Raw genomic sequence first — 26772 nt, forward strand, 5'->3', positions numbered from 1 at the left:
CCCCCGTTTATTATTCATTCGAATTGTTTGTGCAAAAAAGGATTATTTCTGCAAATAATCCTTTTTAATCCTTCATTTACGCTTGTTCATATTTTTCAGTTAAAAAGGCGATACTTTCATCGATATATGGTTCTTTTGTTTCTTCCATTAAAATATTGATTAGAGGTTTTTTCTGTTTGATTAATTTCAATACAACATCGTAGTTTAATAATCCCCGACCAACCGCTGTCGGCTTTAGGGTATTATCCTCGACGATAAAATCCTTGGCGTGGAGGATGACAATTTTGTCTCCAAACAAGTCAAAGGCCTCTTTGATAATTTCTTCTTGATTTTCATAAGTGTCAATGGTTAGCAGATTGACGGGGTCCAAGATGACTTGAAGATTGTTAGACGTAACACTGTCTAATAATCGTTTCATGACTTTCGGTGAATATATAGGATGGTTGACACCTGCCTCGACTCCAACGATCACCCCAAATTTTTCTGCCTCTTCTACCAATTCACGAACGCTTTCTACTACCTCTAAAAATGGTTCTTCTTTGAAATTTTCTTCTGTATAGACAATCTCCGCATTCACATTCCCAGTCTCAGTTCCCACTATGCTGCAGCCAAAATCTCTAGCAAATCTGATATGTTCTTTAAATCGATCCAGACTTTTTCTTCGTTCTGTCTGATCTGGGTGAATCATGTTAATATAGCAGCCTAATACAGCAATTTGGATATCGTTCTTGTTAAATGTTTGTCCAACATAATGAGCTAAACCTGGACTTAAGCTACCTAAATCGGTATTAATATAATCAAGGGATTTTCCCAATGCTATTTGAACGGATGTTAGCCCTTTGCTCGCAATTTCCTCCACCAATGCTTCTATTGGTCGTTTCTCCACATCATGTGCCCTTATTCCAAGGTTTATTTTCATTTCATTCGACTCCTTAAAAAGTTATTCTCGTCTTAAATTCTATAATATAAGTATTCTACTAAAGCTAGGATCGCCATTGATTGTCCGTATGGCATTCCTGTAACAGCAATTTCTTTATAAAAATCTTGTGTTTCTCCCATCGCTGTTCCGGCAGATACTTGCTGCAACTCGCCGGTTTCATCAATATTTTCAATGACTGCTTGAATGGCTTTGAAGCCCATATCTACATACTTCTTATCTACATATCGTTTACGAACAGCCTTTAGTGTTCCAAACGCAAATCCTGCTGTACAAGATCCCTCCACATAAGAAGTCGGGTCCAATAGTAACGTATGCCATAAACCGTTTTCATTTTGACATTTTTCTAATGCTTCAAGTTGGCGGTCTAATGTATCAATGAGTATTTGACGAACAGCGTCCTCTTCAGGCAGATCAATCAAATCCAAAAATTCAGGAATCGCAATTGTAACCCATGAATTGCCGCGTCCCCATAGGGCTTCCGCAAAGTTATGATTTCCTTCAAAGCTCCAGCCATGGAACCACAATCCCGTTTTCTTATCAAATAAATATTTAATATGGATAAGAAATTGCTTTTTTGCTTCCTCAATGTATTCTGGTTTATTTAATAACAGCCCAATTTTAGTTAACGGTAAGACACTCATCATTAACGTATCGTCCCATAATTGCTGATAATTCTCTGAACCAAAAACAATATGTTGGAAACCTCCGTCTTTCGTTCTTGGCATATCGTGATAGAGCCAATCGCCCCATGTTTCTAAATATGGGAGATAGGTTGGATCATTTGTTTCTTCATATAAATAAGCAAGCGTTAACATTTGCACCATTGTATTCACATTTTTTTCAACTGCCGGCTCTTTGAACTGGTCATCAAACCATTTAATAATGATATTTAATACTTTTTCATTTTTTGTTAATTTATAGTATTTCATCATTCCATAGAGTCCAACGCCTGCTGTCCACTCCCAGTAATTAAAACTCTTATTATCGATTTTTCTTCCATCTGCTAACGGAATGGCATATTTCCCATCTGGATCATTTAAATTAACCAAGTTTTCGATAACTAATTCAATTTTCTTCTCAATTTCATGTCTATGCATCTTTGAAGCACTCCTTATTTAATCGTAATGGCTATTTGATATATTTTGATAATGGAAGTCCACTTGCTTTTATTTCTTCGGATAGTATGCGAGCAATTTGATTTGCTCCTTTTTTCGTAAAATGGGTAAAATCAGTTTCATTAATAGATGCCATAAAAAGGGTTACTGTCTCTTCATAGCCTATTGATTGATAGAATATTAAACTTTTATCCATTAAATCAATTACTGGGACATTCTCTTCCTTAGCAACTTCCTTCATGGCAGTACAGTAATCTTGAAAATCATTGATAATTTGATCGTTTTCGACATGTAACCTTGCGACCGGTGTAATAAGAACAGGTTTTGCATGACATTCTTTTGCACGATCCACATATATTTTTAAATACTCTTTATATGTTGAAAATGGTTCCGTATAACGTTCAGGCCGATTTTTGGTTGAATCATTGTGGCCCATCTGGATCAATAAGAAATCATTTTCGGTTAATTCATTTAAAATAGGCTCTAATCTTCCTTCTTCGATAAAGGTTTTAGAGCTTCTTCCACCAATTGCATGGTTTTCTACCTGAGCATCTTCTGTAAAATAATCTTGCAGAAATTCTCCCCAGCCACCTTGATGAGGGTCATCATATTTTTGAACGGTAGAATCTGAAGCAAGGAAAACTTTCACTTTTTGGTGATTCACTAAAATCCATCCCTTCTTCTTTGTATAACACCCTATAAGAATCGTACCCCAGATGTTTTATAATCACCATGATACTTTTTTGTTCACATTCTTCTTTTTAATTGTACTATTTTGTCTGAATATACATTTTTTGAAGAATGCCTTTATATCAAGCATCTTTGCCGCTCATGTTTTACTTCCTTCTATTCTTTAATCGAATAACGTTCCAGGATAGTTCTGGAAGTTCCCCTATTAATACTCCATCTGAAACATTTGCATTTCCACTAGTATGGGGTTGAACATTATATCGATTTACCTTGTTTGTTGCCTTAATATCATCATTTTCTAAAATAATATGTTCTACAACCTCATAGCCCTCGAAACTTTTAATATTACATTCTAGTAAAAGAGATTTTGTCTCATGGCGATTCACAGCAAAAATCGTTAGATACTCATTCTCCTCATCATAGACTGCAGTGGATTCTAAGAATGGAACATCTGTAAACTCCTTGCTATCATACTTAGGTGAGTGAATGATTGGATTTAACGCAATTCCTCTCCCATAAACGGAGGCATGCATATATGGATAAAAGATGGTTTGTTTCCATGCTTCCCCGCCTTTTTCAGTCATAATAGGCGCGATAACATTGACTAATTGAGCCAAGCAAGCAATCTTTACACGGTCAGCGTGTTTCAATAGTGTGATAAGCATACATCCAACTAATAACGCATCCTCAAAATTATAAACATCTTCAAGTAGAGGAGGAGCTTCAGTCCAAGGAGTTACTTTTTTATCGGCATCATGTGAGTGATACCAAACATTCCACTCATCAAATGATAAATACATTGTTTTCTTACTGCGTTTTTTGGCTTTGACATAATCACCGGTTGCTATGACTGTTTTTATAAAATCATCCATATCTAATGATTTTGCCAAATAATTTGATAGATCATTTTCCCTGTTTGCATAATACGTATGGAGGGAGATATAGTCCACATGGTCATATGTATGATCTAGAACCATTGCCTCCCATTGTGGAAATGTTGGCATTTTTCGATTGGAGCTTCCACATGCAACTAATTCAATCGAAGGATCTACCCATTTCATTACTTTTGCTGCTTCTACGGCAATTCTTCCGTATTCCTCAGCAGTTTTATGTCCAATTTGCCATGGGCCATCCATTTCATTTCCCAAACACCATGTTTTAATCTTGTGCGGCTCTTTATATCCATGAGCAATTCGCAGATCACTCCAATAAGAACCTGATGGATGGTTACAGTATTCCACTAGATTACGAGCAGCATCAATTCCACGAGTACCCAAATTAACGGCCATATTCACTTCTGTATTTGCTTTTTTTGCCCATTTCATAAATTCATTCGTTCCAATGATATTAGATTCTGAAGTTCTCCATGCTAGATCCAATCGTTTAGGTCTCTCTTCTACTGGACCAACGCCATCTTCCCAGTTATAACCGGAAACAAAATTTCCGCCAGGATATCGTACTAAAGGCACCTTAAGTTCCTTGACCAGATCAATGACATCGTTCCGAAACCCCATCTCATCAGCCAATGGGTGATCAGGCTCATAAATTCCTTCATAAACAGCACGACCCAAATGTTCAACAAACGATCCATAGATTCGTTCATCAACCTTGCCGACTTGATAGTCTTTATCCAAAATCATTGTAGCTTTCAAAGATGACATCGCTTTCATCCTCCATTATAGAAAAATAGTCTTCAACAGTTAAAATGATTTAGCACTTACTAAAATTTATAGTCCCCCTTTAGCGTATACCAGGTATTTAGAATTTTTAGTAAAAAATTCAGTGAAATTCCGTTAAAAATCAGTGCTTTTCCGGAAAGTACTTTTTAGAACAATTCAGCCCCCTGACTTTTTTACTTGGTTTGAATCCTGCCTCTTTTTTAAGACAATATACCAATACATTACAAAAATGTATGAATAATGCAAAGAAGTGCAAAACATCACTCTAATTGCCTGATATTTCAGACTTCTGACTTTTGACGAAATGCATACATTTTTATTTCAATAAAGTGCAATAGACATACTAATCTTACGGATGCTAGTCTATCAGTAGAATAGCTGATTTCTTTTAACTTTTCCAGAAATCAAAAAATAAACTATTTTGTAAACAAGCATGGTGTACATTAATGGAGGTGAGACAAACCATAAAACCAGCTGTTTTGACTTAGCCTATTCGTATTTTGTTAGCGCATACATAAATTGACATAGCAGGCTGAAGCGGAAGAACTATTAAACTTAGGAAAAGTTGAATCTTTTTCCAAGGAGATCTTCAGCATGAAAAAACAACATTCCTTGGCATAACCAAAAAGGAGTGAAAATGAAAAGTGAGAAATAGTAAAAATTTGAGAAAAGCCTTTTCTGTATTTTTCGTATTAATCCTCTTATTGTCGACAATAACACCTGCATTTGGTGAAGAAATAGAAGGCTTTGAAAAAGTTTATTTCAGCGATTTTGCTGATCTGTGGGGCTTCACAACATTTGCTGCCAATCTCTCGACTAATACCGATGATATTGGAGGAAACACGACTCCAAAGTTACATTTTGAAATGGCTGACCAAAGTGGGGGTCGTGTGGCAACAAAGGAATTTGATTCTCCTGTAAAGGGTTCACAGGTCCTTTTTGAATTTGACTGGTACCCTGGCAAGGTAAATGATAAAGGTGTCCACCTTAATGAAAACGGTGGCGAGTTAAGGTTCCAAGACAATACTGGAAACACTGTCTTTACATTGAACAATACGAATAATGCTGCACTATCCTATTTTGCAGGCAAACATGCTCCTGCTCATACAAATATTACTGATGCGGAAGCATGGTATCATGTGAAGGTTAATTTTAATCTTCTTAACAATGTTGTAGAGTTAAGTCTTAAAGACCAAGATGGTAACACTGAAGAATACACCTCTTCCTTGGAAGGCGTTGACTTTGATGGTTCTATTAAAGCAGTCAAGTTAGCCGGTGTCCGTACAGCAGGTAATAATATCTACTGGACCACATATCTTGATAATTTTGGAGTTTATAATGAGCCTGTTTCTGACAACACCTTAATTAGAGTGGATAAACTTCCCTACCATCGAGTGTATGTAGGCGATACAACAGAAAAAATTGATTCAATTGGTTTACCCAAAGAAGTGACAGTAACTCTTGCCGATAATAGCAAGGTAGAAATACCAGTTAGCGAATGGCTTCCTGTTGGAAAGGACTGGAATCCTAACGAGTCAGGTGTATACGAGTTTAAGGGAACTTTCGCTGAGACTGAGAACGTCAATAATGCGTTTAACAGGGAAGTTACGCTTTATGTCTATAATCGACTTAAACCTGTTGATCAACCTCAACAAGTAGAATGGCTTGATAGGGGAGTAATTGCTCTTCAATCAGAGGATGGCATTTTTATCAGCTGGCGTTTACTGGCAGATGAATATGATAAAGATGTTACTTTCAATGTATATCGTAACGGTGAAAAACTAAATACTCAACCATTATCTGTTACGAACTTTGTTGATTCAAAAGGCACTCCAGATGACAAATATACGGTAGAAACACTTGTAAATGGAAAGTCAACTGAAACAAACGATAAAAGTGTCGCTGAAAAAGAGTATCTCTCCATTCCGCTACAAAAACCTGCTGATGGGACAACTGCGACTGGGGACTACACATATTCTGCAAATGATGCAAGTGTGGGGGATTTAGATGGTGATGGCGAATATGAAGTGATTGTTCTATGGCAGCCATCAAACTCGATGTTTGCCCTAGAGGATGTTATCACTGGTCCAACTATTTTTGATGCCTATAAATTGGATGGGACCCTTTTATGGCGCATGAATATGGGGCCAAACTTAACTTCTGGTCCTCAGTATCACCAATTTGTTGTTGGGGATATGGATGGGAACGGTAAATCGGAATTCCTTATTAAAACAGCAGACGGGACAACGGTTTATGGTGCAACAAATGGGATTTACGATAGTAATAAGGTAATTAGTTTGATTGGTGACCCGGAGGCTGATTGGGTAAATGATGGTGGTCATGTTGTAGGAGGACCCGAGTTAATATCCGTATTCAATGGTGAAACAGGAGAAGTGATTGATACAATTGATTTTGCATTCCCTGTTGAAAAAGTACCTGGTGACGGAGGAGTTTCATGGGGCGATGATTTTTATAACCGTTCCGATCGCTTCCTTTCCGGATTAGCTTACTTAAATGGAATTACCCCAAGTGCGATTTATGGTAGAGGTTATTATGAAAGAACAGGCTTTGCTGCTTATAGTTTAGTAGATGGTAAACTTATTGAAGAATGGACATTTGATTCGGATGAAGCAGGCAGAGGTGCATCCTTAGGTAACCATAATCTTGCCGTTGGTGATTTAGATAATGATGGTTTCGATGAAATTGTCGCTGGTTCTTTGACTCTTGATCATGATGGCACAATTCTTTATGCAATGGATGGAGAAATGGGACGTGTTCAAGGGTCCCACGGTGATGCCCTACATGTTGGAGCATTTGACCCTGATCGTGAAGGTTTACATGTCTTTGGCGTACGTGAGAATTCAGATGTTGCATCACTAGAGTATCATGATGGTGCAACTGGTGAAACACTTCAAGCGTTTTATGCCTATAAGGATGCAGGTCGTGGAGTGGCAGCGAATATCACATCCAGCCCAGGTTACGAATTCTGGGGAACAGGTGGAGGTACTGTTGAAACAGGTGGCGGTGTCTATAATGTACAGGGCCATGTTGAAGCAGCAAGTTTTAGAGATATTGGGCTGCCAGTTAACTTCGTAACCTACTGGGATGGAGATCTCTTACATGAATTACTGGATGGTACAACTATCACAAAGTATGATGAAACAACAGGTAAAGCAAATGTTATGGAGAGCTTTGAAGGCGTTGTAAGTAATAATGGGACAAAAGCCAATCCGACTTTACAAGCAGATATTCTTGGTGATTGGCGTGAGGAAATTATTTACAGGACACCGGACAGCTCAGAGTTAAGAATTTTTAGTACAACGATCCCTACTGATTATAGACTTTATACGATGATGCATGATCCAGTTTACAGAATGGCGATTGCATGGCAAAATACAACCTACAACCAGCCGCCACATATTGGCTTCTATCTTGGTGAGGATATTAGAAAAACGGTTCTTGACGGGGAGCTGGATGCGGAGAATATTCAATACCCAACACTTAATGTAGGTTTTATGAAAGATACTGTAAATAATGAATTAAATGGTTCACTGAAAGCAGTATTATCAAATAAACTAAAGCAAGTTCAGAATCATTTAGATAAAGGAAAAAATGATCAAGCAATAAAACATATGCAAGACTTTATTGAACATCTAAATAAAAAGCAATCTCAAGCACAAGTTGATAGCAAATTAAAAACGAAGCTGAACTCGTATGCACATAAGTTAATTGAGATTTGGGATGAAAAAGTGTCTGAGTAGAGAAAGCTGAAATTCGTTTATATGTATAAAAAGGCTGACTATATGGGTCAGTCTTTTTTCTTTATTAATGGTTTATCTCACTGTTTTCAATGCGTTCCCCCAAGCAAATAAGATTAGCAACCCGAAAAGCACTGATTATTAATGGAATTACACTGAATTTTTAACTAAAAATTTTTGATCATTAGGATAAGCTTAAAGAGACTGTTTATTCTTAATATTATAATTTCACTTACATTAAAAACAGTTAGGACCATTTAACAGGAGGTGTACGCTTCTCTTTAATGTAAACGCTTTATATTCGTAAAAATTATAAGGAAGGTGACCCTAATTGAAGAAAAGATCATTTTCTAAAAAATTACTTACCGGTATTGTAGCAGTGCCATTATTATTTTCAGGAGTTGGTAATGTAGCTAGTGCTAACACTACGACTAGCCAATTGGAAAGTAAGCATGGAAATGTTCAATTGGAATATCTTGATAGGGGATTAATTGCTGCCTCTACATCTGAAGGTGTTTTCTTAAGCTGGAGGCTTTTAGCAAATGAGGTGTCAGGTTATTCCGAAACGGGTTTAACAGGGGTAAACTTTAATGTGTATCGTGATGGAAAGAAAATTACCACTGTTTCTGACAGTACAAACTTTTTGGATAAAGAAGGAACGCCCAACTCGAAATATTATGTAAGTGCAATAGAAAACGGGCAGGAAATTGATCAAAGTCCTGCTATAACACCTTGGGAAAATTCTTATTATGATCTGCCACTACATAAACCGGCGGACGGTGTTACTCCTGCTGGGGAAACATATTCCTATTCTGCTAATGACATGAGTGTTGGTGATGTAGATGGTGATGGTACGTATGAGTTTTTTGTGAAATGGGACCCATCAAATTCTAAGGATGTCTCCCAGATCGGGTATACTGGCAATACATATATTGATTGCTATTCGTTTGATGGTACTCTCCTTTACAGGATTGATTTAGGTGTTAATATTCGATCGGGCGCACACTATACACAATTTTTAGTGTATGACTTTGATGGGGATGGAAAATCCGAGATCATGTTTAAAACTGCTCCAGGGACAAAAATTGTCAAATTTAATGAGGAAGGTAAAATTACCTCCGAAAATTATATCACACTCCCTCAAGAAGATATTGATGCAGGTTACAGCAATTCAGATGACTATCGGATGAGTAGCCAAGATTATTATGATCATGTAGTGGAAATGTTTATGGGCTGGAGCGAACATGAAGAGGTTAAAAACGGAAATTGGCCTCAAACTCTTGAAGAAAGTTTTGGTATTGAACCACAATATACGTATCCACTATCAAGAGAAGATGCTGAAAGCTTAGCTGACTATTTTATGGATGTATATGCTCCAAATCGAAGTGCTCGTAATAATTTAAGAGTTTTTGAGGGCTTTATATTAGAAGGTCCGGAATATTTAACCGTATTTAATGGTGCTACGGGTGAAGAACTTGATACAATCCACTATAAACCGGGTCGACATGACGATGGGCTGATGTGGGGAGACTATGCGATGTCAAGGATTGAACCTGGAAATCGTGTAGACCGCTTCCTAGCAAGTGTTGCCTATTTAGATGGTGAAAAACCATATGCCGTATTTGCACGTGGTTATTACACAAGATCAAATATTGTTACCTATAGCTGGGATGGAAAAAATCTTAAGGAAAATTGGATTGTTGACAGTGGCTGGACCCCAATGAGTAATCCATTTAATGATGGGCCACATGGTGTAGACGGAACGGATCCGGAATTTGGCACCATCACTACTCAGGGTGCCCACTCATTAAGTGCGGCCGATGTTGACGGAGACGGCAAACAAGAAATTGTTTATGGTTCAGCAACAATAGATCACGACGGTTCTTTATTATACAGCTCCATGGATACGATGCCATCTAATAGTGCTGCGCCTGGAACAATAGCCCGACTGGGTCATGGAGACGCAATGCATGTTACGGATATAGACCCTAACAGACCTGGTCAAGAAATCTTCATGGTTCACGAAGGTGGCGCATGGGCTCCATATGGTTACTCATTGCGTGATGCAAAAACGGGTGAAATCATTTATGGCGGCTATACTGGACGGGATACTGGACGAGGTATGGTAGGTGATGTTGATCCAACTACTTCTGGTTTAGAAACATGGGCTGTTGGACTTTGGTCAGCAAGTGGGGAGAAACTTAGTAATAGTGCACCAGGTACGAACATGAACATTAAGTGGGGTGCAGATATGACAACCCAAATTGTCAATGGTTCTGGGAATAGCACGACTACCATTGATGATTGGAAGAAAGGTAGAGTACTTACCGCTAATGGAACAAGAACAAATAACGGTACAAAGGGTAACCCAGGTTTAGTTGCGGATGTATTTGGGGACTGGAGAGAGGAACTTCTAGTTCGAACTGAAGATAGCTCTGCAATCCGTATCTATCTTAGCACCGAAGTAACAAACCATAAACTATACACATTAATGCATGATGCTCAATACAGAGCAGAGATAGCAAGACAAAACACTGCTTATAATCAGCCGTCATACACAAGCTTTTATTTTGCTTCCGATACTAATTGGGCAAATGTTCCAGTTCCTACCTTCTGGACTCCAGGAGTATTGTCCGTCCTAGAAAACTTAATGAACGAATATAAAGCGAATGGCGATCTTAATGGCCCTCTCGTGTCTCAATTAGAGAACACACTGAAGCAAGCAAAGCATCATTTTGAAAAAGGCTCTAAGAAGAGTGCAATTAAATTTATGGAAAAATACGAAGAACAATTAAATCAGAAAACAAAGCAGGAGAATATCTCTCCTTCAGCTAAACGAAACTTATCTCACCATGCCCAATTACTGCTTGATATGTGGAAAAATGATGGTAGATAACTAACAGGTACAAAAAACATAATGACTGACTTAAAAAAGGTATGATTGAACAGACCATTTGTTTAAGTCAGTCTTTTTTTCATGAACAAAATTGTTTTTTAACCTACCCTATCGTACTGACTTCAATGCCTTACCCCAAGAAACAACTTGATCGGCTATGTTTAATTCGCCACAGATTCCACGGAGATGTTCTGCTGCACGAGCACCACCTGTTGAGCAATAGCTAACGATTCCAGCTGATTTGTTGTACCATGCATCACGAGCGTAATCCAGCTCATTTTTTAAGGCACCTGTTATGCTGTGGTTGTATTCTGCCACTACAAATATGAACCTATGTAGTTAAGGAAAAGCATTATTAATTTCCCAAACTTCGGATAGACTTTATACTCGTTTTCAAGTGGGGTTAAGAATCCTTTGCAAAAACTGCTTCGTCCGCTCTTCCTTCGGATTTTTCAAAACTTCTTCTGGGTTTCCTTGTTCAACTATGTACCCACCATCCATAAACAACACTTTGTCGGATACTTCACCTGCAAACTGGATTTCATGGGTGACAATGATCATTGTCCAACTTTCGTTCGCTAAGTCCTTCATCACTTTTAAAACCTCTCCGATAAGTTCGGGGTCTAATGCAGAGGTTGGTTCATCAAATAAAAGCAATTCCGGTTTCAGCGCTAATGCCCTTGCAATCCCTACCCGCTGCTGCTGTCCGCCTGAAAGTTGATGTGGATATAACTCCATTTTTTCCTTTAAGCCCACTTTTTCCAGAAGTTCTTCTGCTTCCTTTCTTACATCGGTTTTATTTCGTTTTTGAACAATTACTGGTCCCTCCATTACATTTTGAAGAGCAGTTTTATGAGGAAACAGGTTATAGGATTGAAAAACCATCCCATATTTTCTGCTTAACCTGATTCTGTCATGTTTGTTTATTTTTTCAGCAAAATTAACTGAAAACCCATCTTCAAATTGAAAAAGCCCTTTGTCCGGTTGTTCCAATCCATTAAAACAACGGAGCATTGTTGTTTTTCCAGAACCGGATGGGCCAATAATGGAGACGACTTCACCTTTTCCAACATCGATATCAATATTTTTTAACACTTCATTTTCACCAAAGGATTTCGCCAAGCCTTTGACGGATAAAAACATGCCCTCACCTCTTTATCTTGACACATACCGATTTAATTTTCGTTCTAATAATTCCTGTATAAGGGATAAAAAGAAACATATAACCCAATAGAGTAAAGCAGCCTCTATATATAATAGAAGGAAATCGTATGTCCTTGCTGCAATTTCCTGTGCCTTACGGAATAACTCAGCTACTAAAACCAGCGAGGCAAGGGATGTATCTTTTACAAGACTGATAAATGAATTGGACAAAGGAGGTACCGAAACCCTTGCTGCTTGTGGAAGAATGATCCGCCTTAGCGCGGTCCATCTTGTCATGCCAATCGTAAATGCAGCTTCCCATTGTCCCTTTGGAATCGATAATATGGATGCCCGAATAATTTCAGATGCATAGGCACCGACATTTAAAATGAACGCAATCGCCGCACTTGGGAATGGATCAATGTTCACCCCAAGATTAGGTAAGCCATAGAAAATAATAAATAATTGCACAAGCAAAGGCGTTCCGCGAATCGCCGAAACGTAAATAATGGCAGGGATCTGGATGAGCCTTGATTTTGACAATCGCATCATCGCAGTGAGCAATGCAAGGATAAGACCCCCGATAAAAGAAATAAGTGTGAGTGGAATTGTATAATGAATCGCCCCTGAAATCATGGAAGGGAGGGAGTTCATAAATAACTCCCATCCCTCCATATTTGCTGTAATGGTGAGTAGTAGGCTATTTTGTAGAAACATCTTCACCAAACCATTCCTGAGAGATTTTTGCTAAAGTCCCATCATCCCTCATTGCAGCCAATTGTTCATTAACAGCCTTTACTAAATCTTCATTCCCTTTATTAAAAGTAAAAGCCATTTCTGAAACATCGTCCGAGCTAGCTGCGATTTTAATACTCTCATCCCCCTGCGATTTTATATAATCCAGAACCGCAAGTTTGTCATTAACTGTTGCTTCCGCACGTCCTTGCTTGATTAATTCGATCGATTGAGCCAAACCTTCCACTCCTACTATTTCAGCACCATTTTCTTGCGCGATAGCACCGTAATTACTTGTTAACGATTGCGCTGCTTTTCTGCCTTTTAAGTCCTCAAATGATGTAATGTCACTATTATCCTTTGAAACGACAAGGACCGCTGATGAAAATGTATACGGATCCGAAAAATCATAATTAGCTAGACGATCCTCATTAATTCCCACTTGGTTTGCAATTAAATCAAAGCGCTTTGAATTAAGGCCAGCAAACATCGAGTCCCATTGAGTCTCCATAAATTCCACCTCAAGGTCCATGCGCTTGGCAACCTCTTTTATCACTTCCACGTCATACCCTGTTAACTGATCCTTTTCATTATGGAAGGTATAAGGTGCATATGTGCCTTCTGTTCCTACCTTTATAACACCATTCTTTTTAATTTCATTAAATAAGGAGCCAGTTTGTTCCTTATTGTTGTTTTCCTCGTTACCTGCATTGTTATCTTCCTTTGTTCCTCCGCATCCCGCAAGTACAAAAGCAATTACTAAAAGGAATGAAAAAAGAAATAGTGATTTCTTCATTATTAAAACCCCCGGTAAAATATATTTGTGTTTCTGCTTAGTAGTAGATTTTACAAGTTTACCTATTCTCATTCACCGGGTTGGAAGCATAAAAAAGAGCCGGCACATTGGACAGCTCAATTAATCTTATTGTTCCATATTTCTGCCGTATATTTCGATTTCTGTTAAAGCCGGGAATGGTGATTCATCTTCTGCTTTAATTAAGTTCTTCAGACGCACCCATTCTACACTTCGTTTTTCAAATTCAAAATACTGCCTTTCGTACACTTTTTCTAAGGCTGTAATTTCCTCAGAACCATCGGAGAATTCCAAAGTAGCTTGTGTCCAGTAGCTGTCATGCGGATAATCACTACGTAATACTAATGCCACTTTATCAACTTGGACAGTTCGGCCAAATTCAATTGTGATCGCCGCATCCTTTTGTTGATTGATTCCCCAAGATTGATATGGATAGGAGCCATGCCCTTCGTTGGCAACCATGCCATCGATCGCATTGCGGGCAAAAAATGTTGAATCATTTCGCGTCTCTACATTAGCTTCTGCATGTGGATAAGCACCGCTTACCTTCTTTTGATCATGCGGGTTTAATGCAAGATTTTGATAACGATTGATTTCATCTTCTGTCGCATAACGTACAGATAAGTAATGTTTGTTGCCAAAGAATACTTTTGGAGAGTATGCTTGGCGAAGCTCCTCGCTTAATGGAACCTCATACGTCCATTCAGTTCCTTTAATAAAAATTAAAGAAGGTGCTAGCGCATCATCAAGCTGTGCCATTAGATATGAATTAGCTTTTTCTACTGTTACTTCAATCCTATCCCCCGCTTGGTACTCCTCTACAAATTCGAGATAGGTATATTCCTGACCTGCTCTTTCTTTTTTTACGTTGCCTTTTGCATCCTTTATTGCTAAACGAATCATTTCATTTTTCCCCCATTCCCGATCTCTCTACTCCCTTTCATCGTATTGGTTAATTTCCGTTGTATCAATGAACTTTTTTTACCTTTATGTGAAATTATTTAACTTTATTAACCATCCAAAAAAATTAGCGGAATTTTTTCTGTTATGTGCTGAATGGAACTCGTTTCGAGGTTTATAAGGGAAAGTTTTCCGACTATACAAATCAAAATCCCACATTTTCACGTTTTTTAAGGTAATAGGCGGAATCTCTCCGTCTATATATGAATTTTTAAATCAAAATTACAAATTAAGGGGAATTTTTCCTCCTATTAATTAGCTTGGGTGCTTAGAAACCCTGAAAATATAAAACGTTGCCTATCCTCAAGTTTATATAATAGGATAGGCAACGTTTTTTGATTTGTCTTTAAGAAAATGGCTCTTTTCTAAAAGATTGTTGTTATTACCACAGGCGTGATTTCCGCTTCTGGCACTCGCTTTCCGCGGGCGATCCGCAAGCCTCCTCGCTTCGCTGTGGGTTCTTGCTTGGCTCGCTTTTCCCGCAGGACAAGGAAGGCTTCGACAGTATTATCATCGCACGAAGAAAATGCGAATGCATTTTCGAGGAGTCTCGTACCATACGCTTCAACCACTAAAAATATCAACATTATTATGCATTTTACAAACAATAGAATTACCTTATAAAAGCAACAAAGTTCACGAAATTAACCATAGTCAGTAGCGATTTTTCTCTTCCACAAGTTTCTCCACTTGATTGACTACATTTTCAACGGTAAATCCATACTGTTCAATTAGTTTGTCACCGTTACCAGATGCCCCAAATGTATCAACTGATATTACTTTACCTTTATCTCCAACATATTTATGCCACCCCATTGATGAAGCCATTTCAATTCCAATTCTTGCCTTCACATTTTCAGGTAATACGCTAGTTTTATAGGCTTGATCCTGTTTTTCAAAACGATCCCATGATGGTATGCTAATAACATTGACGTCGACACCTTTTGCTTTTAATTCTGTTTGAGCACGAACAGCAAGCTGCACCTCAGAACCAGTTGCAAGAAGTAATGCATCAGGTACTTCTTTTTCCCCTCGACTTACGACATACGCTCCAGCTTTGACACCTTCGTATGCATTTTCTTTAGTCCCTTCGAGTGTAGGAAGGTCTTGTCTCGTTAATACGAGCGTTGTTGGTTGATCCTTACTTTCAATAGCCAGACGCCATGCTGCTTGCACTTCATTTCCATCAGCAGGCCTGATTACCGAGAGATTTGGAATCGAACGTAATCCTGCAAGCTGTTCTACTGGTTCATGTGTTGGGCCATCCTCCCCTACCGCAATTGAATCATGGGTAAACACATAGGTGACAGGTGTATTCATTAGTGCAGATAAACGGATTGCAGGTTTTAAATAGTCGCTGAATACGAAGAAAGTTCCTCCGTATACTTTAACCCCACCATGCAAAGCCATTCCATTTAATGCAGCACCCATCGCAAATTCACGGACACCAAACCAAATATTTCGTCCTGCAAAGTTACTTGGAGTAAAATCATCTTCACTAGTAATAGTGGTTTTATTGGAGCCAGCTAAGTCGGCACTACCACCAATAAAATATGGAACAGACTTTGCAATTCCATTTAATACTTTTCCTGAAGATGCTCGAGTTGCTATTGTATCAACACCTGGTGTAAATTCTGGCAGGCCTTGCTCCCATCCCTTAGGTAGTTCTCCTTTGATAGCCGCTGCTAGCTCGGCCGCAGCCTCAGGATATTTATCTTTATATGTAGCAAATAATTCATTCCATATATTTTCTGCTGCTTTACCTGGTTCCAAAATCTTTGCGGCAAAATCATGATACACTTCTGTTGGAACTTCGAAATTCTCATAATCCCAATTATATGCCCTTTTTACTAATTGCATTTCTTCATCACCAAGTGGAGCACCATGTGCATCAGAAGAACCAGCTTTATTTGGTGAACCATAGCCAATTACTGTTTTAATTTCTATTAAGGTTGGTTGATTCACATTGTCTCTTGCTTCTTGAATTGCTTTACGAATGGCTGTTAAATCATTACCATCTTCAACTCGTAAAACCTGCCAGCCATATGCTTGGAAACGAGTTGCAGTGTTATCCGAGAAAGAGCGGTCTAAATCCCCATCTAAAGATATATCATTTGAATCATATAAAACGATTAATTTCCCAAGATTCAAATGACCAGCTAATGATGCTGCTTCATGGGAAATCCCCTCCATTAAGTCCCCATCGCCAACAAGCGCATATGTATAATGGTCAATTATTGAAAAAGTTTCTCTGTTATATTTTATCGCTAAAAAGCGTTCGGCCATAGCCATACCAACTGACATGGCAATCCCTTGTCCGAGGGGACCTGTTGTTGCTTCAACACCGTCCGTATGATGAACTTCGGGATGTCCCGGTGTTTTTGAACCAAATTGACGGAAATTCTTAAGGTCATCAATCGTTACATTGTAACCAGAGAGGTGTAGAAGACTGTATAAGAGTGCAGAACCATGACCAGCAGATAAAACAAAGCGATCACGGTCAAACCATTTTGAATTTTTAGGATTATGCTTTAAAAAATCTGTCCATAGTACGTATGCCATTGGTGCTGCTCCCATAGGTAACCCGGGATGACCAGAGTTTGCTTTTTCAATCATATCGATGGATAGTGTACGAATGGCATTAACAGATAATTGATCGACTGATACTGTACTTACCATTTCTTTTCCCCCTATATATTAATCGTATTGTCAAAACTTTTATAAGAAATTGGCTAGTAAATCCTATATTAGAGGGCTTTATAAGCAAAAAAATTGCCACCCCCTAAATTCTGAGGATAATTGAGGTTACCACACACCCAATTCCCAGAAAGGAAGTGACAATTTGTACCCTCAAATTATAACCTATTTATTAACTTTTATAAAGTATCAAGAACAGGTGATTCGTACATTACTAACTCTCCTTGTGGGAAAGAGTATGTTTGAAAAACCTGCTGAAACTCCAGTAAATAAACCCTATCGAAAACTTCAGGTAGATGATCTTCCGATCATCGAACCATTGAAAAAACTTGATTACAAAACTCTTATTAAAGAGTATTTCAATGAACACGGTAAGTCTCTCAAACCTGTTCAAAGGCGATCTAATTCTAAGACTGTTGTACCTAAATCAATGAATTGTTCTAAGTATGGTGCTCCGTCGGACTATCTTTATGCCAATAACGGAGATAAAGGTCAATTTCAGTGTAAGGTGTGTTCGTGTCTTTTCAGTGATAAAAATCGTTTTCAAAAGAGGCCATTTTAAAGTGTACTCATTGTTCAAAACCACTCGATAAAATCAAGGATAGAAAGACTTTTTCGTCTACAAATGTAGAAACAACAACTGTTCCCGACCAATTCTGTGGTGAATAGATGAAGTGTTAGTAAAGATGAAAGAGATCCCAGAAGATCTTACTTTCGTAGAAGATGGAAATCCAATCTATTTTCTAGCTCAACACTTTTTCGCACAACATGACATTTCGGTTTGATGTGAAGCAAGTAATTGGTCTTACAAACGAAGACCCAGTTTCAACTGAATATAGACCTTTAAAACAGATAATCGAGAGACTTAATCGAACATTTAAAGGTAATTATCGCTCCACTCATGGCTTTGGCTCGCAACAAGGATCGGTTTCTTTTGTCACCTTGTTTGTGGCTTACTTTAACTTTCTAAGGCCACACGCAGCCTTAGAAGGTAAGGTTCCTGTCGTGAACCCAGAATTAGCAGGGCTTCCGACAATGCCGGCAGGTTGGACGAAACTAATTGAATTAGCCCAAAACTGGATTATAGAGCAGCAAACCGCCAAACTTTTTGTTTAGCTGAGCCCCTTGAGACATCAGTAATCGGCGGAGCGAACTCTTGACAAACCGAATGGAGAAAAAGGTTAAAATTGGTAATGGTCAAGGGTTATTTGTCACGCCCACTTTTGTTCCCTTCACCCTTGATACTTTTATCGCAACCTTTTTCGACTGTTTGTCAAGAGCGATTGCGGGGCCTTCAGACCTGACTATTGGAAAAAGTATAAACCCTAATGAATTTTCATAGAACTTTTGACACTACCATATTAATGAAAAGTAGCTGAATCTGTGCAATTGCTTTTAACCTTTTTGTACTAGTTATGAAACAATTATTATGTTTTTTTCATATATGATTAGATTAACCTATACAACCCGATAATACGGAGTACACTGATATATGATCTAGACTTTTTTGAGAAGCACTGTTTATATAATAGCCAAAAATCTTACAATTTGATATGTACCATCAGACTGGAACCTTTTAGCTCTTTAAGAAATAAGGGTTGCCAAATACATCAGTACATATTAAAATGACTCGTTTCAATAAACTGGCTGTTCTTTACTTCTCCTCCTATAGCTAAAAAGGAATGGGTGAGCATCGTTTCCTTAATTTTACGAACTCCTTTTAAAAAAAGACCATCTGTTATACCAGTTGCTACAAAAAAGCAATAATCCGTTGTAACAATTTCATCTAGACTTAAAGCAACCCCTGGGTTCTTTATGCCCATTTGCAAACACCGCTCAATTTCTTCTGTATTTTGCGGTACCAGCTTTGCTTGAAAATCTCCTCCCAGGCACTTCAGAGCTACGGCCGATATCACACCTTCAGGTGCACCACCGGTTCCAACCAACATATCAATTCTTAAATCGTCGATAGCTGTTGCTACCGCACCAGTAATATCAACATCTTGAAACAACCTTATTTTTCCTCCTACTTGGATGACTTGTTTAATTAAATTCTCATGGCGTGGACGGTCTTGGATCATAACTGTTATATCCTCAACTCTTTTCCCTTTGGCTTTTGCAACAGCCTGAATATTTTCGGATATTGGTGCATTAATGTCAATTTTTCCTTTTGCTTCTGGGCCAACTGCTATTTTTTCCATATACATATCTGGTGCATGCAAAAGGCTACCACGCTTTGCCACTGCAAGAACTGAAAGTGAGTTCTCTTCACCATTGGACATCAGTGTAGTCCCTTCTACTGGGTCCACTGCGATATCTATAGCAGGTCCCACTCCTTTACCAAGTTTCTCCCCAATATAAAGCATCGGTGCTTCATCCATTTCCCCTTCCCCAATGACCACAACAGCATCCATAAAAATTTGATTCATCAGCACTCGCATTGCTTGTGTCCCTGCATTATCAGCTTTCAGTTTACTCTTTCTTCCAATCCATGGATATGAAGCAAGAGCGGCTTTTTGAGTCACTTTTAAAAATTCACCAGTCAATTGTAGAATAGATAGCTCCTGTTTACCCTCAGTATTTGTCAGCATGTTCCCCTTCAACCCACTTCCTTATAATAATTTCCATTTAATTACATTTTCTTTCATTTCGGATAATTAATAAACCTCCATCTACCATGGAGGTTCCGCTATTAAACTTGGTTATACTGCTTGAGCTGTTTTCATTGTTTTTAAAAATGTTTCAAGAATGAAGTAGGCTGAGGTTGCTCCTGGATCTTGTGTACCTAAGGACCGCTCACCTAATCTGCTAGACCTTCCGCGTTTTGATAGCATATCTTTCGTTGATTCCATCCCTGCCTTTGCCGCTGCAACCGCCTCAGTAAATATGTTCAAAATATCCCCCGTTTCTTCGTATTTAACCTGAAACACTTCTAATGCAGGCTGAAGACTATCCACCATTGTTTTTTCCCCTATTTCTGCATTTCCTCGTTCCTTGATCCCTTCTATAAATGCAATCCAGAAATCTTTTATTTCCTGTTCCCCTATTTCTATTTTATTTTGGAAAACCTTTGCACCTCTTAGGAAACCGGTTGCATATAATGGACCAACCGATGATCCCACCGCACTTAAAAAAGTTCTGCCTGTTGCGATACAAAGCTTACTACAATCGTTTTCTGCTGCAAGATCTGTTTTCAACTTTTTATTTACCGCTTGCCACCCTATGGACATGGTTACTCCGTGGTCTCCATCTCCTAGTTTACGGTCAAGCTCACTTAAGTAATCTTTTTGTTCTTCAATCATCTCTACGACGTTACTTAAAAATATCTTCCATTCTTCCGAAGTTAGCTTCATATTAATCATCCTTCCTTAAATCTGAACGTACATTGGGCAATCTGCCGGGAAATCAATCAAATGTACCAATTCGTCATCAACTTTAGTGAGCGTAACAGAGCAGCCTCCCATTTCAAGCGATGTACTGTAGTTACCTACATAGGAACGATAAATTCCAATCCCCTTTTCAGAGAGAATTTGCTCCACTCTTCTAAACATAATATATAGTTCCATTTGGGTAGTTGATCCAAGACCATTTACTAAGACTGCAACCTTCTCTCCTTTTTCTATTGGCATATCTTCTAAAATATCATGGACTAGCCTTTCGGCAACTTCGTCAGCAGGCTTTATTACTCCCTTTTCAACACCTGGCTCTCCATGGTGTCCTAAACCGATTTCCATTTCGTTTTCTTCCAGTTCAAAGCTAGGTTTCCCAGTTTGCGGAAGCGAGCACGGTGTTAATCCTACTCCCATTGTACGGGTATTTTCGTTTGTCTTTGTTGCCACACGCACTACATCTTCTAAAGAATAGCCTTTCACTGCTGCAGCTCCCGCAACTTTTGTCACAAAGAACTCTCCTGCAATTCCTCGGCGTTTTTCTTTTTCATATTTTGGAGCGGAAGCCACATCATCTGTAACAACGATCGATTCTACGCGAATGCCCTCTTCTATGTCAGCAAGTTCTGCTGCCATACCAAAATTCATAATATCCCCAGCATAGTTACCCAAAATATATACAACCCCGGCCCCTTTATGCACTGCCTTCGTTGCTTCTAAAATCGGATCAGGTGGTGGAGAGGCAAAAATATTTCCAACTGCAACACCGTCTGCCATTCCGTTTCCTACATACCCCATAAAAGCAGGTTCATGACCAGAACCACCGCCAATGACAATTCCTACCTTTCCTTCTGGGAGATCCCTCGCTGTCACAAGTGATCGTTCATTTCCTTCCAATCTTCGAACGTGATTTGGGTACGCTTTCAAATATCCGTCAATCATTTCCTCTACAACATTTACTGGATTATTAATCAACTTTTTCATACTTAGACCTCCGCTCCATTAATAAACTCTTTTTCTTTATCGATAATTTGCTGAACTTTTCTTGCAGAATTTCCGCCTGGAAACTCCGAATCTAGGTATGTTTTTACGATTTGTTTTGCAAGTTGAAAACCGATTACTTGCGACCCCATCGTTAAAACTTGCGCATTATTGCTTTTTTGGGCACGTTCAGCTGAATACGTATCATGGCAAAGTGCAGCACGGATTCCTGGAACCTTCCCCGCAGCTATTGCAACGCCGATACCAGTTCCGCAAATTAGGATTCCACGATCTAATTTACTTTTAACAATATCCCCAGCGACCTTAAACGCCACCTCAGGATAATCCACCTCATTACAAGAGTCCTCGCAACCATAATCAACCACTTCATGCCCTAATTCTTCGATATAGTTCTTTAAACTATCCTTCATATCAAATGCATTATGATCGGAGCCTAGACCTATCCTCATTATAAAACACCCTTTACCCATTTTTATTTAATTTTTCTCTAAATATATCTTTCTATTATTTTTTCATTTATTTTTATTTTTGTCAATATCTTTTTGTTTATTTTTATTATATTTATCTTATTTTTTCATTTATTTTTATTTGTTATCTAATAATTATGTTTGTTAATAAATTTTAAAAGCATAGTTTGATTTTCTATACCGTTTTAAATTGATAAAATAACCCAAAATAAAACCACTCTAAACATAGAGTGGTTTATAAGAACTTAAGGGATCAAAATAACCTTGAGTGAATCTTTCCCACTTTGCACCATTTCGAAACCAGCTTCAAATTCGTTAAGTGGCAATTTATGCGTAACCACTCCCTCAGTAGGGAAATCTCCATTAGCAATCCCATCAATAACAATAGGGTAGCAGTAAGGTCCAAGGTGCGACCCAAGAACATCAAGTTCTTTTCTGTCACCTATGATGCTCCAGTCGACAGTTACAGGATCTTTGAAAACACTAAATTCTACGAATCTACCAAGTCTTCTAATTGCGGAAAGACCCTGCTGGACAGATGCCGGATGGCCAGTTGCTTCAATATACACATCACAGCCATAGCCATCAGTCATTTTTTTAATTTCGGAAACTACATCTACTTTCGATGGATTTAGTACAATATCCGCGCCAAATTTCTTTGCTAGTTCTAATCGTGAATCTACTAAATCTAAAACAACTAGCGTTCCTGCTCCTGCTTTTTTCGCAGCCCCTACCATTCCAAGCCCAAGGGTTCCCGCACCTGATTGAACCACAAAATCACCTATTTGAATTTGTGCGCGTTGAACGGCGTGTAGAGAACATGCATATGGCTCAATTAAGATTGCTTCCTCAATTGGTAATTCTTTGGGTACCTTATAGTTGATTGCTTCCTTTGTGAATTTCATATATTCTGCCATTCCACCATTTACATTGTTTTGGAAGCCATAAAGATCATGTTTTTCACATTGCCAATATTGACCCCTGTTACAAAAGCGACAATCCCAACATGGAACGATTTGCTCAGAAATCACACGATCCCCGATTTCGAAGCCTTTTACATTTGACCCCATTTCCACAATATGGCCAATAAATTCATGGCCAGGAATTACAGGTGCTTTAATATATGCTGGCTGTGTTGCATCTCCCCAAAAGCTAGGAGCACCTCCATACGCCTTTACATCCCCAGCACAAATTCCACATGCTTCGACTTTAATGATGATTTCATCTTCGTTTGCTAATTTTGGCGTGTAAACTTCCTCAAATCGATAGTCACTAGGTGCATAGGCTACAACCGCTTTCATTTTCTCAGGAACCTTAACCTTTTCATTATTTGCTGCTTCTTGGCTTACAATTGACATCGTCATTCCTCCTTAAAAATTATCAAGATTTTCACTGAAGTTGAATGGCTTTTTCGATTCTTTCCCCCGTAACACTGTCGAATATGTGAATTCGATCTGGGTTAAACAATAGATTAATAGGGTCTCCACTTTCAAAATAATAAATCTCATTAGATACAACGCTTAAAATATTGTCTTCTTCAATTCGAATATGGATTCGAACCTCTTCACCAAGGTTTTCAAACACATTTACCTTTGTTTGTAGAGTAAATGGTTCATTTCTAGCTGAGATGCTAATATCAGTTGGACGTATTCCAAAACGATATTTTTCTCCTTCTTTTACATAAGGACAATATTTCTCAGGAACTTCAAATTTCAATAAATTATTTTCTGTTTTAAAGTAAGGAACACCACTTTCAACCAAAGAAATAACAGTAAAAATATTCATTGGCGGTTCGCCGATAAAACTTGCAACAAATTCATTGACGGGGTGGTTAAATACTTCAAGAGGTGTTCCAAATTGCTGAAGAACTCCCTCATTAATAATCGCAATCCGATCAGCTAACGCCATAGCTTCAAGCTGATCATGTGTAACAATTATTGTTGTACATTCAATTTCCGAATGAAGTTGTTTAATTTCCGTTCTCATCCTTTGGCGTACTTTTCCATCTAAATGAGACAGCGGTTCGTCTAACAGAAGCACTTCTGGTCGACGAATCAAAGCTCGCGCAATATTTACCCTTTGCTTCTGACCGCCTGATAGTGCACCTGGTTTCATATCTAGTAAATCCTCAATGTCTAGGAGCTTTGCAATCTTGTTGATTTCTTCCTTTACCTTTGCCGACGATACTTTTTTCGCTTTTAAATTAAAGCCAATGTTTTCATATACAGTAAGCGGAGGATACATCGCATAGTTTTCAAAGGCAAGACCAATATTACGATCCTTTGGATGCAAGTCATTGATTCTTCGATCTCCAATAATTATATCTCCGGATGTGATGTCCTCTAGTCCGGCAATCATTCGTAATGTTGTTGATTTTCCACAACCTGATGGGCCAAGGAGAGCAACAAATTCTCCATCATTACATTTCAGGTTCAAGGATTTAACTGCATTAATGGGCTGTTTATTTTTATAATAAGTTTTAAATACGTCTTTTATGATTAGTTCTCCCATACCAGTTCCCTCCTTCCTGAATCTGACTGTTGCCATAGGATATTCCTGCCATTTCCATCGAAGAAAATTGCATTATCCATTTGTAAAGTAACAAATAATTCTTGGTTCCGCTTAATCCCGATATCAGAAGAAACTAGTAAACGAATATAGACGTTTTCCACCTCTATTGTTAAAATCGCTTTTGCACCCAAAGGTTCAAAGTTACTAACCTTCCCTATAATACTGCTGTCCGCCTTTTTTACAAAACTGTATTCAATGTATTTAGGACGTAATCCAATGCGTAAATTGTTTATTCCAATTTTACGGAAAATCAATTGAATGTCTTTTGGAATCGAAAATTCATTGTTCAAAAAACGTGCTTTCATTTCCTCTTTTTTACTGACCAATTGTGCATGAAACATATTAATTTCTGGTTCACCAAATGCACTGGCTACAAATTCATTTGCAGGCTTATAAAAAATCTCTTCAGGTGTCCCAATTTGTTCTATTTCCCCTTTATTGATGACAGCAATACGATCACCGAGACTTAGTGCTTCTAAATAGTCGTGAGTAACGTAAATGGTTGTCGTATCAAGGTTTTTCTGCATATCTTTTAATTCAGCACGCATCTGATGCCTTAACTTCGCATCCAAGTGAGTAATTGGTTCATCCATGAGAAACACTTCCGGACTTCGCACCAGTGCCCTCCCTAATCCAACACGTTGACGCTGACCATTGGACAGTTCTGCCGGATTCCGTTCAAGAAGCCAGTCGATTCTTAAGGTTTTCGCCACTCTCTTTACCTCTCTGTCAAGGACTTCTTTAGGCTGCCTGTATCTCGGGCTTCTTAATGGCGATGCGATGTTTTCATATACTGATAAATGCGGATAAAGGGCGTAGTCCTCAAACACCATAGCCACGTTACGATCCTCTGGTTCCACCGGGTCGATACACTTTCCATTCATATACACATTTCCTGTATCTGGAATATGGATGCCGGCAATTATATTGAGTAATGTAGTTTTTCCAGCTCCAGCTGGTCCGAATAGGATAAAAAACTCTTTATCTTTTACTTCGAAATTTATATTTTTTATAGCTATCTCATTTTTAAAGTGTTTAGATATATTTGTTACTTTAATATCTGCCATCTTTATCCCCCTTTACTTTAACCTTTCACAGCTCCCATACTTAAACCACGAACAAGGTGCTTTTGTATGGATAGAGCTAGAATTATGATTGGTAATGATGAAATAATAACCGCGCCTGCCATCTGTCCGTAATGAACTGTATCAGATGACACATACTTTAGCATCGCAACAGTTGTTGTTGTCACTTCTTGGCCTGCTAAAAGAAGAGAGAATGTGAAATTATTCCAGACAAAGATAAAAGAAAGCAGAGATGCAGCCACTAGGCCTGGGCGGATTAGAGGAATAATCATTTTCATGAATACTTGCCACCATGAATATCCATCCAATCTTGCGGCGTGCTCCATTTCAACAGAGATATCCTCAAAATAACCTCGTAAAATCCAGATCATTAATGGCAAGGAAATCAACTGGAAGATCCAGATCAACCCGAAGTGAGTATCATACAAACCAATTTCCTGATAGATAAGAAAAATAGGTAGCACTACTAAAATTTCTGGTGCAAAACGGAAAGAAAGGAAAGTAAACGCTAGAGAATCTCTACCCTTAAAATCAAATCTGGCAAGCGCATAGGCAGCTGGCACCCCAACAATAATGGAAAGAATGATGGCACCCACACTTACAATTAAATTATTTAGAAAATAACCGGCAAACTCTCCGTTAGAAAAGATAACACGGTAATTTTCCAATGTTGGACTAAAAATAAATGTTGTACTAAACATTTCACGGTCATGCTTGAAAGAAATAATCACAAGCCAAATGAGCGGAAATAGTGCAAAGATGGCATATAGAATCAAGCACAGATTGCGTAATAGTTCTACTAGTTTATTCGTCTTCACCGTCTGTTCCTCC

The 26772-nt window shown here is 38.4% G+C and carries 19 protein-coding genes and 2 pseudogenes; 3 read left to right on the forward strand and 18 right to left on the reverse strand.

Going from position 1 to position 26772, the window contains the following annotated elements:
* Positions 1 to 76 precede the first annotated feature (76 nt).
* The 4 genes from LKW28_RS03050 to LKW28_RS03065 all read right to left on the reverse strand — a co-directional run bounded on the left by LKW28_RS03050 (position 77) and on the right by LKW28_RS03065 (position 4406).
* Positions 77 to 919, reverse strand: coding sequence for a sugar phosphate isomerase/epimerase family protein (locus LKW28_RS03050; protein ID WP_229138853.1), 843 nt, complete (start codon positions 917 to 919; stop codon positions 77 to 79).
* Between the two features lie 32 nt (positions 920 to 951).
* Positions 952 to 2037, reverse strand: a complete 1086-nt coding sequence (locus tag LKW28_RS03055; RefSeq protein ID WP_229138855.1) for a glycoside hydrolase family 88/105 protein — start codon at positions 2035 to 2037, stop codon at positions 952 to 954.
* 31 nt (positions 2038 to 2068) lie between these two features.
* Positions 2069 to 2725 (reverse strand): rhamnogalacturonan acetylesterase, encoded by a 657-nt coding sequence (locus tag LKW28_RS03060; protein WP_420708804.1) that lies wholly within the window; start codon positions 2723 to 2725, stop codon positions 2069 to 2071.
* A gap of 166 nt (positions 2726 to 2891) precedes the next feature.
* Positions 2892 to 4406, reverse strand: a complete 1515-nt coding sequence (locus LKW28_RS03065; protein ID WP_229138857.1) for an alpha-N-arabinofuranosidase — start codon at positions 4404 to 4406, stop codon at positions 2892 to 2894.
* Positions 4407 to 5068: 662 nt separating this feature from the next.
* On the opposite strand from LKW28_RS03065, the gene LKW28_RS03070 reads away from it, so the two are divergent.
* The gene (locus LKW28_RS03070) at positions 5069 to 8185 is read left to right on the forward strand and encodes an FIMAH domain-containing protein (RefSeq protein WP_229138858.1); all 3117 of its coding nucleotides are present in this window, start codon (positions 5069 to 5071) and stop codon (positions 8183 to 8185) included.
* Positions 8186 to 8513: 328 nt separating this feature from the next.
* Positions 8514 to 11078, forward strand: a complete 2565-nt coding sequence (locus LKW28_RS03075; RefSeq protein WP_229138859.1) for a rhamnogalacturonan lyase — start codon at positions 8514 to 8516, stop codon at positions 11076 to 11078.
* Positions 11079 to 11186: 108 nt separating this feature from the next.
* On the opposite strand, the pseudogene LKW28_RS03080 reads toward LKW28_RS03075, so the two are convergent.
* The 6 genes and pseudogenes from LKW28_RS03080 to tkt all read right to left on the reverse strand — a co-directional run.
* Positions 11187 to 11417: pseudogene (locus LKW28_RS03080) on the reverse strand (NADPH-dependent FMN reductase); the annotation flags it as partial.
* A gap of 54 nt (positions 11418 to 11471) precedes the next feature.
* On the reverse strand, positions 11472 to 12221 hold the full coding sequence (locus tag LKW28_RS03085) for an amino acid ABC transporter ATP-binding protein (RefSeq protein WP_229138860.1): 750 nt from the start codon (positions 12219 to 12221) through the stop codon (positions 11472 to 11474).
* Positions 12222 to 12233: 12 nt separating this feature from the next.
* A complete protein-coding gene (locus LKW28_RS03090; protein ID WP_229139050.1) occupies positions 12234 to 12938 on the reverse strand; it encodes an ABC transporter permease subunit in 705 nt (234 codons plus the stop codon).
* Complete coding sequence (locus LKW28_RS03095; protein ID WP_229138861.1) at positions 12922 to 13752, reverse strand: amino acid ABC transporter substrate-binding protein; 831 nt, start codon at positions 13750 to 13752, stop codon at positions 12922 to 12924. The genes LKW28_RS03090 and LKW28_RS03095 overlap by 17 nt, the downstream gene beginning before the upstream one ends.
* 126 nt (positions 13753 to 13878) lie before the next feature.
* Positions 13879 to 14673 carry a DUF7402 domain-containing protein gene (locus tag LKW28_RS03100; RefSeq protein WP_229138862.1) on the reverse strand — a complete coding sequence of 265 codons (795 nt, stop codon included), beginning with the start codon at positions 14671 to 14673 and terminating at the stop codon, positions 13879 to 13881.
* Positions 14674 to 15384: 711 nt separating this feature from the next.
* Positions 15385 to 17409: a transketolase gene (gene tkt / locus LKW28_RS03105; protein WP_229138863.1), complete on the reverse strand. Its 2025-nt coding sequence runs from the start codon at positions 17407 to 17409 to the stop codon at positions 15385 to 15387.
* A gap of 175 nt (positions 17410 to 17584) precedes the next feature.
* Between tkt and LKW28_RS03110 the strand changes: the two are divergent.
* A pseudogene (locus LKW28_RS03110) lies at positions 17585 to 18543 on the forward strand (hypothetical protein).
* A gap of 494 nt (positions 18544 to 19037) precedes the next feature.
* Here LKW28_RS03110 and glpX read toward each other — a convergent pair.
* The 8 genes from glpX to LKW28_RS03150 form a co-directional block, all read right to left on the reverse strand.
* Positions 19038 to 20018 (reverse strand): class II fructose-bisphosphatase, encoded by a 981-nt coding sequence (glpX, locus tag LKW28_RS03115; protein ID WP_229138864.1) that lies wholly within the window; start codon positions 20016 to 20018, stop codon positions 19038 to 19040.
* A 111-nt stretch (positions 20019 to 20129) separates the two neighbouring features.
* Entirely contained in the window at positions 20130 to 20780 is a 651-nt protein-coding gene (gene dhaL, locus LKW28_RS03120; protein ID WP_229138865.1) for a dihydroxyacetone kinase subunit DhaL, read from the reverse strand.
* Positions 20781 to 20795: 15 nt separating this feature from the next.
* The gene (locus tag LKW28_RS03125) at positions 20796 to 21800 is read right to left on the reverse strand and encodes a dihydroxyacetone kinase subunit DhaK (protein WP_229138866.1); all 1005 of its coding nucleotides are present in this window, start codon (positions 21798 to 21800) and stop codon (positions 20796 to 20798) included.
* A gap of 2 nt (positions 21801 to 21802) precedes the next feature.
* Positions 21803 to 22267, reverse strand: coding sequence for a ribose 5-phosphate isomerase B (rpiB, locus tag LKW28_RS03130; RefSeq protein WP_229138867.1), 465 nt, complete (start codon positions 22265 to 22267; stop codon positions 21803 to 21805).
* Positions 22268 to 22530: 263 nt separating this feature from the next.
* Positions 22531 to 23643 (reverse strand): MDR/zinc-dependent alcohol dehydrogenase-like family protein, encoded by a 1113-nt coding sequence (locus LKW28_RS03135; protein ID WP_229138868.1) that lies wholly within the window; start codon positions 23641 to 23643, stop codon positions 22531 to 22533.
* 31 nt (positions 23644 to 23674) lie between these two features.
* Complete coding sequence (locus LKW28_RS03140) at positions 23675 to 24796, reverse strand: ABC transporter ATP-binding protein (protein ID WP_229138869.1); 1122 nt, start codon at positions 24794 to 24796, stop codon at positions 23675 to 23677.
* Entirely contained in the window at positions 24784 to 25923 is a 1140-nt protein-coding gene (locus LKW28_RS03145; RefSeq protein ID WP_229138870.1) for an ABC transporter ATP-binding protein, read from the reverse strand. Before LKW28_RS03145 ends, LKW28_RS03140 begins: the two co-directional genes overlap by 13 nt.
* 17 nt (positions 25924 to 25940) lie before the next feature.
* Complete coding sequence (locus LKW28_RS03150) at positions 25941 to 26759, reverse strand: carbohydrate ABC transporter permease (RefSeq protein ID WP_229138871.1); 819 nt, start codon at positions 26757 to 26759, stop codon at positions 25941 to 25943.
* Positions 26760 to 26772: the final 13 nt, after the last annotated feature.

The sequence above is a fragment of the Bacillus sp. REN16 genome, assembly GCF_020731355.1.
Taxonomy (GTDB): domain Bacteria; phylum Bacillota; class Bacilli; order Bacillales; family Bacillaceae_L; genus Ferdinandcohnia.